The 12,453-nt window shown below is 57.5% G+C and carries 12 protein-coding genes and 3 pseudogenes; 3 read left to right on the top strand and 12 right to left on the bottom strand.

Features of this window, described 5'->3' with window-relative positions:
- Positions 1 to 207: pseudogene (locus tag FXV83_RS44680) on the top strand (hypothetical protein); the annotation flags it as partial.
- Here FXV83_RS44680 and FXV83_RS44685 read toward each other — a convergent pair.
- Positions 196 to 357, bottom strand: a complete 162-nt coding sequence (locus FXV83_RS44685) for a hypothetical protein (protein WP_187436518.1) — start codon at positions 355 to 357, stop codon at positions 196 to 198. The pseudogene FXV83_RS44680 and the gene FXV83_RS44685 sit on opposite strands and share 12 nt — an antisense overlap.
- 607 nt (positions 358 to 964) lie before the next feature.
- On the opposite strand from FXV83_RS44685, the pseudogene FXV83_RS40535 reads away from it, so the two are divergent.
- A pseudogene (locus tag FXV83_RS40535) lies at positions 965 to 1,375 on the top strand (transposase); the annotation flags it as partial.
- On the opposite strand, the gene FXV83_RS44690 reads toward FXV83_RS40535, so the two are convergent.
- The 4 genes from FXV83_RS44690 to FXV83_RS40545 form a co-directional block, all read right to left on the bottom strand.
- Positions 1,345 to 2,199, bottom strand: a complete 855-nt coding sequence (locus FXV83_RS44690) for a hypothetical protein (RefSeq protein ID WP_235940594.1) — start codon at positions 2,197 to 2,199, stop codon at positions 1,345 to 1,347. The pseudogene FXV83_RS40535 and the gene FXV83_RS44690 overlap by 31 nt on opposite strands.
- The gene (locus tag FXV83_RS44695; protein WP_235940595.1) at positions 2,200 to 3,414 is read right to left on the bottom strand and encodes a recombinase family protein; all 1,215 of its coding nucleotides are present in this window, start codon (positions 3,412 to 3,414) and stop codon (positions 2,200 to 2,202) included.
- Positions 3,404 to 3,574, bottom strand: a complete 171-nt coding sequence (locus FXV83_RS43430; RefSeq protein ID WP_187436520.1) for a hypothetical protein — start codon at positions 3,572 to 3,574, stop codon at positions 3,404 to 3,406. The genes FXV83_RS44695 and FXV83_RS43430 overlap by 11 nt, the downstream gene beginning before the upstream one ends.
- 180 nt (positions 3,575 to 3,754) lie before the next feature.
- Entirely contained in the window at positions 3,755 to 4,171 is a 417-nt protein-coding gene (locus tag FXV83_RS40545) for a hypothetical protein (RefSeq protein ID WP_148745628.1), read from the bottom strand.
- 380 nt (positions 4,172 to 4,551) lie between these two features.
- On the opposite strand from FXV83_RS40545, the gene FXV83_RS40550 reads away from it, so the two are divergent.
- Positions 4,552 to 5,325: an AroM family protein gene (locus FXV83_RS40550; protein WP_148745629.1), complete on the top strand. Its 774-nt coding sequence runs from the start codon at positions 4,552 to 4,554 to the stop codon at positions 5,323 to 5,325.
- Positions 5,326 to 6,867: 1,542 nt separating this feature from the next.
- Here the strand turns inward: FXV83_RS40550 and FXV83_RS40555 are convergent.
- From FXV83_RS40555 to FXV83_RS40585, 7 genes and pseudogenes are all read right to left on the bottom strand, one after another.
- Entirely contained in the window at positions 6,868 to 7,656 is a 789-nt protein-coding gene (locus FXV83_RS40555) for an AroM family protein (RefSeq protein WP_148745630.1), read from the bottom strand.
- Positions 7,657 to 7,924: 268 nt separating this feature from the next.
- Positions 7,925 to 8,107: a hypothetical protein gene (locus FXV83_RS45060; RefSeq protein WP_148745631.1), complete on the bottom strand. Its 183-nt coding sequence runs from the start codon at positions 8,105 to 8,107 to the stop codon at positions 7,925 to 7,927.
- 102 nt (positions 8,108 to 8,209) lie between these two features.
- Entirely contained in the window at positions 8,210 to 8,626 is a 417-nt protein-coding gene (locus tag FXV83_RS40565) for a hypothetical protein (RefSeq protein ID WP_148745632.1), read from the bottom strand.
- 550 nt (positions 8,627 to 9,176) lie between these two features.
- Positions 9,177 to 9,830 (bottom strand): annotated as a pseudogene (locus FXV83_RS40570) (amino acid ABC transporter ATP-binding protein); the annotation flags it as partial.
- Positions 9,829 to 10,491: an amino acid ABC transporter permease gene (locus FXV83_RS40575; protein WP_148745634.1), complete on the bottom strand. Its 663-nt coding sequence runs from the start codon at positions 10,489 to 10,491 to the stop codon at positions 9,829 to 9,831. The gene FXV83_RS40575 and the pseudogene FXV83_RS40570, both read right to left, overlap by 2 nt.
- Entirely contained in the window at positions 10,481 to 11,137 is a 657-nt protein-coding gene (locus FXV83_RS40580; RefSeq protein ID WP_148745635.1) for an amino acid ABC transporter permease, read from the bottom strand. The genes FXV83_RS40575 and FXV83_RS40580 overlap by 11 nt, the downstream gene beginning before the upstream one ends.
- A gap of 18 nt (positions 11,138 to 11,155) precedes the next feature.
- Positions 11,156 to 11,902 (bottom strand): transporter substrate-binding domain-containing protein, encoded by a 747-nt coding sequence (locus tag FXV83_RS40585; protein ID WP_187436521.1) that lies wholly within the window; start codon positions 11,900 to 11,902, stop codon positions 11,156 to 11,158.
- Positions 11,903 to 12,453 lie beyond the last annotated feature (551 nt).

Below are 12,453 nucleotides of genomic sequence, written 5' to 3' on the forward strand. Positions count from 1 at the left end.
TTTTGCGTTCAGGGAGCCCTGTCGCCGCTCCTATCCAACATCATGCTCCATGAGTTTGATTGCTGGCTGGAGGCGAAATACCTAAACAAGAAAGCGAGGGAGGATCGTTGGGCGTGGAACTTCGGCATTTCAACAGGGGCGTCCGATCACGGTTCGAGAGAACCGCGAGTGGAAACCTGCCGTAGCCTGTTGTCGCTATGCCGATGACTTTGTCGTCATCGTCAAAGGACGAAGGCCCATGCCGAGGCCATCCGCGAGGAGTGCCGGGCCTTTCTGGAAGGTAAGCTGAAGTTGACGTTGAATATGGACAAAACCCATATCATCCACGTCAATGATGGCTTCGTCTTTCTGGGGCATCGGATCATTCGCAAGCGGGGATCAAGGGGCGGATGGCGGTCGTTAGGACCATACCCGAAGAGAAGACCAAGGCATTCGTGCACAGACTGTCGAAGGTCCTCTCTGTAGCCATGATCTTGCCAAGGTCGATATGGTGGACCGCCTGAACCGCCAATTGGGGGGCTGGGCGGCCTTCTACAAGTACACGGACTTCACTGCGACCAGTTTCCGCACGTCGATCACGTCGTGTTCTGGAAAATGGCGCACTGGCTGGCGAGAAAGTATCGGAGCCGCATCAAACCATTGATGCGGAGCTGGTATTGAGCACCAGTCGCTGGGCAGGCTAAGACCTGGTTTGTCCACAGGGTCAGTGAACGAGGCCATCGTGTCGGAAAAGCATTGCACTGATTGGTATCGAGTCCAAAGGAGCAGTTCCGATGGAGAAACCTGGAAGCAATCCCTACATCTTCAGGGTGGACCCAGGAAAACCATCACCTCGCGATATCAGGATGTCGCAATGGCCATGGGCCAGACCTGAACGGAGAGCCGTATGCGCTGAAAGGTGCCCGTGCGGTTCGGGGAGTAAGAAGCGCTTATGCGCTTCTTACTCCATTTCCGATCGGCCGCCGGCGTCCTTTATATCGTGGCGATCATGGACTGGGCGAGCCGGGCGGTGCTGGCGTCGCGGCTATCGAACACGATGGACGTGTCCTTCTGCGTCGATGCGCTGCAGGAAGCCTTTGTCCGCTTCGTGCGGCCGGAGATCTTCAACACCGACCAGGGCAGCCGGTTCACCAGCGCAGCCTTCACCGGCGCGCTGATGGCCAACGTGCGCATCTCGATGGACGGCCGCGGCCGCTGGATGGACAACGCGTTCATCGAGCGGCTGTGGCGCTCGCTCAAGCACGAGGACGTCTACCTCAAAGGCTACGCCGACGGCCGCGACGCCCGCGCCGGCATCGCCGCCTGGATCGCCCTCTACAACCGCGCATCAGAACACCCATCTGTCTATGTTGTTGAAGAGAAGAGACTTTGCTGATTGGGATGCGATCCCGTGGGGTATCTTGGGTTCTGTCGCGCTCGTTCGGCGATAGATTGAGCGGCAGTTGTTATCAGCGAGGCGCGGGCGAAGATCCACGGGCCGTCCGATAGCGGATGGAAGGCTTCGATTTCGCCGGCTTCAGCGGCCAGCCGGAGCGTCTTGGGCGCGATCTTCAGGAGCTTTGCGGCGTTGCTAAGGTTGAGCCAGGGTTCGATCCCGTCATCGGCGGGCTTGAACACCGGGAGGTGGTAGCTCGAGCGCATTGATGTGACGCGCTCGCGGGTCCAGCGATTGCCGTTGCCCGTCTTGAGGCCGTTTCGGTTGAGGAGGCCGGCAATCAGATTGTCGCTGGCGATCAGCACCAGTTGACGCACGGCTTGGATAATATCGGCGGAAGTGCTGTTGCGCTGTCCGCGCCGGCGCTTGGGCAAGCGCAACTCGCTGTGAGCGCCACCCACCCAGTGGACGATGAGAACGATCTCGGACGCCGCGTCGTCTATATCGGCCACGACCTCATGGACGAGGGTGCGTACAATGCGCTTCTTGAGGCGAGCATCCGTCGTCGGCGCATCCCAGACCGTTTTGAGGTTCGAGGCCAGTACGCCGAGCGAAGCTGGATCAGCAATGGGTGCAGGCGTCGCCGCATCATGCATGGCGATCTTGCCCTCGACCTCCGCCGCGTGAGCGAGTGCCCTGTTCCAGCGCGCTTCCAGCTCACTCGCCATCAACCGGTTCGCGGGGTCAGCGGCATCGTATTGCCGGAAAGCCCGGTCGGCGGCATAGCGCGCCGCCTCGAGGTCGCGACTGAGCGCATCGCGCACCTAATCCCGCCGTTCCCTGGCTCCTTCGGCGGCAGCGGTTGCAGCGGCGATAGCGCCCGGACCGACGACGCCAAGCAGTGCTTCCTCGATTGCATCATCGACACGCAATCCGCCGAAGGCGATGCAGTGAGGACCGCCATTGTCCATCCAGGCGCGGCTGCAGCTGTAGCGTGGGATATGGTGCCTCATGCCGGAGTACCGGAGTGTGAGCTTGCGGCCGCAGCGCTTGCACCGGATCAAACCGGCCAGCAGCGCGTCACCATGCTTGGGTGCGCCGTGATGCCGACCGGTGGGAACGTTGCTGCTGACCATGGTGCGGATCGCCTCGAACCTCTCCCAGCTCACATACCCGTCGTGGGTGTTGGGCTTCAGCGCCAGCCATTCGTTCCGCGTCTTGCGGCGGATCTTCACGCTCACGCCCCCGGCGCTGTATCCCGCCGCCACAGCCGTCTTACCATAGGCATAGGCGCCGCCGTAGACCGGGTTCTCAATGATCCGGTGGATGGCGGAGTAACTCGGTCGCCGCCAGGCTGTGTCGCCGTTGGACTGCTTCACTGGTAGATCGAGATTGTACTCGTGGAGCCAGCAGAGCGCCTGTCGCGCGCTGCCCAGTTCCTCGACCTTGTCGAACACCAGCTTGATCGCTTCCTGGACACGCCGATCCGGATCTTTCTCATAACGGTCGCCGGCCTTCACGAAGCCGACGGGCGCCGCCACAACCAACTCGCCCCGGCGCGCCTTCTCGTAGCGGGCTGAGAGCGAGCGTTGGCGCAACAACTCCAGTTCGTACTCGTTGAGGCTGCCCTTGAGCCCGAGCAGCAGGCGGTCGTTGCCGTGCCTCGGCGCATAGATGGTCTCCTGATCGACCAGAACCGTATCGACCACGCGGCACATCTCGATGAGTTGCTGCCAATCCCGGCTGTTGCGGGCGAAGCGCGAGACCTCGCGGGCGCAAACCGCACCAACCTTACCGAGGCAAACCTCCGCTACCATTCGCTCGAAACCGGCGCGTTGCACGCCGCCGGCGGCTGAACTACCGAGATCATCATCGATCACTTCGATCTCTGACCACCCGAGTGCCGTCAGCCGGTCCCGCATGGCGTATTGCAATGCGCTGCTCTCGCGATTGTGCAACACCTGATGTGCTGAGGATTGGCGCACGTAAAGAATCGCCTTACGCTCCAGATGATGAGGCCTGACCTTGTCAGAGATCATGATCGACCCCCTTCGCGGGCGGCGTCGCTGTCATCGCAGCATGGTCGAGGATCAACTGCGTCATCAGGCTTGTGAGGGCCGCCCGGGCTTCCGCCGGCAACTCCGGCCATGCTGGCGCGCCGATGGCGCCGTTCGGCAGGCCGCTCCCGAACAGATCCATCTGCGGCCGCGGTTGTCGATTGTGTCGGTATCCGCTCCCTGGCATTGCCGTCTGCCGTGACATGGGTCTCTCCCCGATTCTGGTCGTGAGAGGCTCTGGATGCGCTAGAAAGCAGGGCAGCTGATGGCGTTCGATCCATCAACACCAGATCGAGAAGCGCAGAAAGCGCTGCAAGTGCGGTTATGCTGACAAATGGCTGAGCTGCCAAAAGCTCCGCCTCAGGGCATGCCGTTCGCTCGAACATCCATGCTGGAACCTCCAGCCAACGATCTGCTTGCGATCCATCCAGCGTGCAGCGGAAGGCGACATCGCCAGCCTTGTCGACGGCCCCATGAACGCAAACTCGGCAACCAAACCAAGGATGATATCGATAAAGAACCTCGCGAAGAACGGTCCTGTGGGCGTTCTCAAACCTCGTTGTACAACACCCGTCGCCCGCATCAGGCGCTCAGTCATCGCGCGCCGATGGCGGCTTGTCCAGAGGGCATTAACGGACCCGTCGATACGGCTGTGGACATGAAGCTGCGCTTGGGCAACGCTCAGCGTTGCCCACATGCCCACAGCCGCAACAATAGCAGCAGACAGCGCTGTTCGCACCGTGATATCAGGAGATCGGAGCGGCCGAGAATCCAATTAACAAACCGGTCCCATGGTCCCACGCGTGGGGTCCACTTCACCATCATCCAGCCGGACATGACATTCCACCTTCTTATTGGCACTACGAAAAGAACGACGGCTGCATCTTCAGTGAAACGGTTCGCGTAACCGGCGCCGGCGCGAAGTCGTTGAGCAGCATGACACGCTAGTTGCTGGTCAACCACGACTGAAGCGGCTAAGCCAGAATTCATTGACGCGGCGTTCTCCCTCGCCGAATTTCATCAAATTCGACAGGGAATTAGCCCGATTCTCGCTGCAGCGGCGCCATAGACTGCTGTCTGCCCATCGGAAGAGTGGGTGCTACTTGATCGAGGTTCCGCATGATCGATATCCCTTCTCCCCCCCGAGGCAAGCGCTGGCCGCGGTTACCGTTCAACGGTGCACCGCTCGGCGTCCTGATGATGGAACGCATGGGAAGTGATGGGCGCCCTTTCATACCAGGAGATACCGGCAATGCCAGCACTTGGAGCGTTCCCGCGCGCTACAAGGTGATACCTGGCTTGAATGTCAGCGGCATCTTTGCGCCCGACGCGGGCAAGATGACAGAGGTTGTGGTCCAGACTGCCCGTGAGCTCGCCCGCGAAGGCGCCCAACTGATCACTTGCCACTGCGGGTACTCGATCCAGTATCAAGAAGCAGTTCGCGATGCGGTGGATGTCCCTGTGTTCTTGTCGAGCCTTCTTCTTGCCCCTTTCCTCGAGAGGATGCTTCCCCGAGACAAGGCACTCGGCATTGTTGTGGCAAGCAAGTCTGTGCTTACACAGGAAATGCTGCAGACAGCGGGGCTTCGAGCCGACATCGGCCGCAGGGTGGTCATTGCCGGATTGGAGCAAGCTCCGGCTTTCGCAAAAGCTTGGATTGCGAGCGACGGCGATCTGGACGTCGAGGCCGTAGGAAAAGACGTAGTGAATGCCGCGGTGGCCTTGGTGAACGACCGCGCGGACATCGGGATGCTGTTGATGGAATGCGGCGACTTGCCCCCTTACTCCGCGGCTGTGCAGAGGGCGACTGGCATCCCCGTTTTCGACTACACGTCTATGGTAGAGTTTTTCGTGCGTGGACTGGTTCGCAAGCCGTTCACGGGATTCATCTGAAATTTGCGTCAGAGCCTATGGTCGATTTGGTCATAGGCTCCTTTTACACACTTTACTTTGCCAGGCTGTTGCATCTATCCGACCAATTCCCGACGCCCGCTCGGCGTCGCCTGGGCCCGCCTTCGTACAACCCACCGTCGAATGGATGCGAGCCTAAAATCGCGCCAGCACCAGCGGACTATCGATCCCGTTGCGGAATTCCGCCAAATGGCTCGCAAGACAACATTTACCGCCGTCGGAATCAGGCCGAGCGCACCCGGCGCAGAACAAGCCGCAGGTGCTCCTCGCGCCCACAGGCGCGAACACGCATGCCGCTACCGTCGATCTCAATGACCGGCGGCGGCTGCGCTAAGAGGGCTCAGAGCTGACACCGCCATCCACCGCGGTACGTCGCTCAATCTCGCCCGAGCGCAACCGAGCGCCAACCAAATAATTTGACGGGCTCATCCCACCAGCGCCGAAACGTTCGCGCCCGATGCAAGACTCCTCGCCGGCTCGGCCTTGAATGTACGTGGGGAAGATCAAACAGCCAAACCTTGCGGGGACCGTAAACCGATTTGGTGGAAGTGTTTCCCAAAGTATTAGGTACTCTCAACGTCGTAAGATTGAGATCAAGGAAGCTTTACATGCCAAGTCTCTGCTGGGGGTCTCGAGGCGCGGCTTCCTTGCTGGAACGGCGGGAGCATTTGCTGCGCCAATGATCCTTAAAGGTTCGGACGTTTCGGCGTGGTCGAAGACCGGAACGCTCCCGAGTTGGGGAAGGTACCAGGAAACTTTGGTCAAGTTTGCGCTTGAGCCGTGAACCGAAGAGACAGGAATCAAGGTCAGTATTGTTCCCGGCCCTTTGGCGAAAATCAGGGGACAGCAGTTGACGGGAAATGCCGAGTGGGATCTTTTTGAAGCCCTCTGGTGCAATGCTTGCTCCGGAAAGGAGGATATGTGGAGAAGCTGGATCTTCGATGTTCGACGTAGCCGCATATGGTGGTGCCGCCGACGAATGACATCGTTCCAATCCACTCTTTTGCCCAAGGCACTCCTTGAACTCCGAAGAAATAAGGACCGGGCATGCAACGAGTAACTATTTCGAATACTTTGATGTTACAAAGTTCCCGGGTCGCAGAACGCCAGAAGCTGTACCGATGGCGTTGCACCAAAAGATATCTGTCACTTGATGTGGAGCGCGCCTTTAAATCGCTGAACCGAATTAGATTAAGCCGAGCATTGCTGCACGGTTATGCACTATCCCGCAGGCAATCTCTCTTTTGCAGGCCGGGAGGTCCACCGAATGGTAAGTCGAATCCTGCGAGATAAATTACTTTCAGGTTGATGGAGAAGAAGAAGGACCGGTAGTTCGGCCTTTTCAATCTCATGTTGTGTCCACGTAAGCGCCTGCGCTATTCTTCACGTGGGAGCTTCATGAAGCTGCTGCCTGCGCTTTAGATGTGACGTAGTGCACCGTAAGCGGACTGCTTGATTTGCCGACAAGCGAAGGCCAAGAGATCGAGGTCTTAGCCCCACCCCACCCACTCCGATTGGTGGTCCTCAGACGAACCCCGTCCAAGGCTTGCGTATCAGCCCACGGACGAAAAACTCGACCAGCGAAGTAAAATCGAAAACCGGAAGTCCCGTCGCCCGCTGAACCGACGGAGCATAAGGCGGCAGGTCACCGCACTCAAGCAGCAGCATCCCAACTTCTGGACGCTCTTTGAGTAAAGCCAGCGCGGTATCGATAACGTCTTTCTCGCAGCCGTTGACGTCTAGGTCACCCGTCCCGTCGTTCCAAGTGGGACCGAACACAGGAGTGTTCTCGAGGCCGGCGACGACCACCTTACGACCGAAGTTGGCTCGCAAACCCGCCGCTTTCAACATGTCTTGAGTTAGTGCAGTCTTACTTGCTGCAATAATCCCAAGCGCCTTGTTGCCAGGAATCATGTGTTCAAGGAATGGGACGAGGAGAAGGCTCGATAGAAATACGGGTACGTCCAGTGCATCGCGGACCGCTTCGTGATAGCGGATCGAGTACCCGCAATGGGAGGTAATCATCTGAGCACCTTCGGCTACGAGTTCTTTTGCTGCCTCAATCACAGCGGATGTAGCTTCCCCGCCGTTGGGCCCGAAAATCTTGGTCACATTCAGACCCGGCACCGTCTTGTAGCGAATGGGAACGCTCCACGTCGTGGCATTACCAGCATCACCCGGAATATAGGGGCGGACGCCGGCACCAGGCATTCGATCAAGCATCAACATACCGATTGGCGCACCGTAGAACTTCAATGCCGGCCTGACCGAGGCGAACCGCCGCTCGCCCGCCACATAAGGTGGATCGATCATGTGTTGTCACCTCACAATAGCCCATACGTTCTAATGGGCGGCTGGGATCGCGTCTCTTATATTACGACGTTTTAGCGGAATTCCTGCAAAGGAGGGCGTGCTTTATCCGGAATTCTGCGCCTGATTGGGGGGACGAGCGCATCATGCGTTCTCGATGAGGATCAAGCCGACGGCTATCGCCAAGTGGCTTGCCGCCGCCGGGCGGGCCAAACCGGACCAGATTGGCCCCCCTTGCCGTTTGCGGTCGCCGGCGGGGGGTAGCGGTCACTTACGCCTTGGAGATCATCGGCACGGCGTCGAAATCGAAGCGGCCGAACGTCTTCCTGGTGGGCGCCCACACGTCGACGAGTTGCCGCTCGATCCCGCGGCAACCGGATTCGCCGATCTCGTGCTCTGCTTGGCAGGTTGCGGCCTCAGCACCTTGATAGCAGGATCGCAATTCGTTGCGCAATAGATTGAGGCCCGTCAACACTCTCGGCATACTCGTGGGGAACTCGCGATACCGATGAGCATTCATAGCTAGCGAACGGCGCGAGATGCACCGGCGCGCGGGCTAGGTTAGGAGATTAGGATCGACGCAAGCGTGCAACTCGTTGAGGTCGGGCAGCCGGCCGGCGTCAAGATCAGCCGCAAGCTGACCGGCGAGTGCGGCCGCAAGGCAGTGTGGCGACGGATGCAAAAAGTAAAGGTCGACGTCGTTGAGCTCGGATGTCTCGATCAAGAACCAACGACAACCCGGTGTTCGCAGCCGAAACCAGCGCGTTCGAGCGTTCGACCATGTTAGTCGAGTCCGAATGCCGCCGCCATAGATGAAGCGCGTCAGCCACTGCCGGTGCGAGAGGGCGTAGTCAATCGCTCGATCGCGTCGGCGAGGTTGATCTTTTGCCTGATGAGAGTGCTCGGTGAGCAGCCAGTCCCCAAAGGCATTGCGAGCGGTCGGCTTTCTGCTGCCGCACGAGGAACGCTCCACCGCACTGCAGCTCCGAAGTCTCCTTCTCTATCGCGCGGAATGCAGCGATGCGCCTGAGGGACGGCGAGTTGGCGCGTCTACCGGCGCCAAGTGAACACTTCTTGTGAAGTCAGCCCATGCCGTCGGGCGATCTCGGAAACGATCGCGCCCAAGGCTTTCCTCCACAACCCGGGTTTTACGGCTGTGACGTTGCCATATTGATCAGTTTTCGACCCAATCGAAGATGAGTTCAAAGCGCTGCCAGGAACTTCCGCCCACTCGAAATTGACACGGCGCACAAGTCTGAACGATCGCGCGGAGTCTACTTCAGACCTTCCACTATACGCTGGTTGCTACCGCCCCGATGCATTTTCGTCTGTTCGCTAGTTTCGAAAACGATCAAACGGCTGTGCATATTTCAGCTGAGGACCTCGTCTCGTACAGCGGTGGTCAACGAAGCCCTTGGGCCGTTTTCTTTGATACGATTAGCGAAAGAACAGAGGTGTAATACACCAACGTTTTCTCGCAGCAGATCGCTCAATTGCACCGAAAGCCATTTAACTGCTGGTCCTTATTCAAATCTGTTGGTCAATGGTTGAGCAAGAAATTTTTTGGTGCGAGCATGCTCTGGATGTCCAAAGAATTGGGCCGGCGCTGCTTGCTCAATGATTTCGCCGCCATCCATAAACACGACTCGGTCGGCAACCTCGCGCGCAAAGCCCATTTCGTGCGTAACACAAATCATCGTCATTCCTTCGTTTGCGAGACCAGTCACTACATCGAGTACTTCCTTCACCATCTCCGGATCAAGCGCCGACGTTGGTTCATCGAACAGCATGATCTTCGGCTTCATGCAAAGCGCGCGAGCGATCGCGACACGCTGTTGTTGACCACCTGACAATTGAGCTGGATATTTTCTTGCCTGCTCGGGTATGCGGACCCTTTGCAGATTTCGCATCGCAATTTCTTCGGCCACATCGCGCGCCATCTTTCGCGCGCGGATCAATGCCAGAGTGCAGTTGTCGATAACACTCAAATGCGGAAACAGATTGAATTGCTGGAAACCCATCCCAACATCACGTCGGACTTCCTCCAGCCCTTTCATGCCGGGACGCAGTTCCGTACCGTTTACGACAATTCTCCCTTTTTGATGTGTCTCAAGTTGATTGATGCACCGGATCAAAGTGGACTTTCCGGAACCTGACGGACCGCACACGACTGTTCTAATGGGACGGCGTGCTGAGCCCGAGACGCCGCTCGAGGCCAGTGACAAAAGCAACCGCGATCAGGGCCAGGATAAGAAAGAGAATCTCGGTTACAAACATCGGCTCGGCATAGCGATAAGTGTCCGACGCCACGTCAAATGCGCTACCCTGCATTTCCGGGACCGCAATCACAGCGAGGAGTGGCGTCGACTTGAGAATGGAAATCGAGTAGGCGCCAAGTGGTGCTGCAATGTTGCGCAACATCTGTGGCGCGATCACAAACACCACAGTGTCACGCCGACTAAGTCCAAGGCTTTGAGCAGCCTCACCTTGTCCCGCCGGCACAGCGTCAATCCCCGCTTTGAAGACCTCGGACAGATATCCTGAAAAGTAGAAACTTAGGCCGAACACGCCTACGAACAATGCAGGCAGTGTTACGCCGTAGCAGGGTAGAACAAAGAACAGGAAATAAATTTGAACCAGTAGAGGTGTAGACCGAATTGCATCGATGATGAATTGGGTGGCCGGATGCATGAGAGGATGAGAACGTCTCAGCATCTCCCAGACGAATCCGAATACCGTTGCACCAACGAAACTGAGGATTGTGACCAGAATTGTGTTCCCGACGCCTTGCAAGACTAACGGCACAATTCGCACGGCGAAAGCACAATCAAAATTCATGAGGGCGCCGTCCTTTTCCGAGAGATCTTTCCAGATGGCGCCCCCAAATGGTCACTGGATAACAAATAATTAGATAAGCAAGCAGGAGACCTGAATAGATCCCAACCGGGTCGTATCTGGTTTCGGCGATTTCTTTGGCACGGAGAGTCATGTCCGTGAGCGTGATCAGCGAGACCAGTGATGTTCCTTTGATTAATTGGATCGCCTGGTTGATAAATGTCGGGATCATTGCCGCGATTGCTTGGGGCAATTCAACAAAGCGAAGGACATCAAAGCGGCTCAGCCCCAACGCCAGCCCAGCTTCACACTGCCCGCGATTTAGGGCTTGCAATGCTGCACGGACCGATTGGCTACCATATCTTCCAATATTTAGCCCGAGCACCATAGCGCCGACCGCAATCGCGGAGAGATAGATGCCGAAGGCCGGCAGCGCATAGTAGAAAGCATAGAGAAGCACGATGACCGGTGAGCTGCGCCAGAACTCGATTACTGCGGTAATCACGCCGCGGTAGAACCCGGTTGAGAAGTGCTGGAGCACACCCGCGAGCAGAGCGAAGGGTATTGCGTACAGGATTCCAAGGAGGGTGACCATTGCGGTCACCCCAAACCCTTGGTATATTTGGCGCATGATTTCAAAAAAGCTCATTCGGTCTGCCAACAGCATCTAGCGGTAATTGGGGCCGCATACGTCTTTGGCCGTCCAGTCGTTCGGCGCGATGTCACCCTCGGCAAAACCGTATTTTTCCGCTATCGATTTTACCGATCCTTCAGCTTTCCGCTTTGCTAAGCTTTCATTGTAGAGATCGCGCAGTTGCGAATCTTCCTGCCTGAAGACGACCGCTTGGTAGCCGGCAAATTCCCGACCATTCTCAACCAATCCAACGTACGGCACTGCACGCTCAAGCTTCCCTTTCAAGTTCGTATCTTTGAGAAGCTCGCTGACGGATGCGGGCGGTAATACTACCCCCTCGATCCTATCACCCAACAGTGCACTGACAAGCGCGCTATAGTCCGGAAACAAGAAAATGCGATCTCTGGGAACGCCGGCCTTAACGGCACGATCTACTTCGCCGCTACCGCGAAGAATGCCGAGGTGGAGGGCCGGGTTTTTCGCCACGTCCGTAAGACTATGAATATTGTGAGGGTTGCCTGGCCGAACGGCGAGGCCATCCTTGATAGCAAGATCGGGATTACTGAAAATCACGGTCTCACAGCGCTGCGGGGTAATTTGCATACCGGTCGCGACAGCATCAATTCTCTTGGACAGCAGACTTGGAAGCAGCGCTTGCCAGTCAACGATGACGAAGTCGACCACTTTGACCCCAAGTGGACCGAGGACCGCCTTGACCAAATCCGGATGAAAACCGGAGGCGCTACTTGAATCCCCACGGCGACCGATTATGGATGCCAATCGTGATCTTACCTTCTTTGAGCACACGATCCGTGATCGACTGCGCACAAGCGGTAGAGACCGCACCACTGAGCATCGCCAGAGCGGCACTTCCAACCAACACAGCTCGCCTGCTGAATTGTAGTCCCCTCATTTTCACCTCCCAATTGCTATCGGCGACGTATATGGATAACATTTTGTCCGCGCATTAAGGGCGACTTCAAGAGAAAGCAGGCGCATTGACGCAGAATTTCTGCGCGACGACGCCATCAGACAACGAATTTCAGCCCGCGATTGGCTTGCAGTTAGGACGCCCATTTAGCTCCACTCATGTATTGATGCGACTGGCTCGCAACTCATCGTTGCTGCTCGATCCGCATTGCATTCAGTTCAAACTAGGGTCTGTTTGGATTCATCGTAACCGTTCGGTGAGGCTTTCAATTACCCACAAATTCTCCTCCGACCATGGCGCCCAGCGCGATGTCGGTGAGGCGTGATAGCCCGCGCCACATGACGGTATTGCCGGGCGGCGGATCGCTGGCGCGGGCGAGGTAACCGCCGAGCCGGGCGAT

The organism is Bradyrhizobium hipponense (assembly GCF_008123965.1).
GTDB lineage: Bacteria > Pseudomonadota > Alphaproteobacteria > Rhizobiales > Xanthobacteraceae > Bradyrhizobium > Bradyrhizobium hipponense.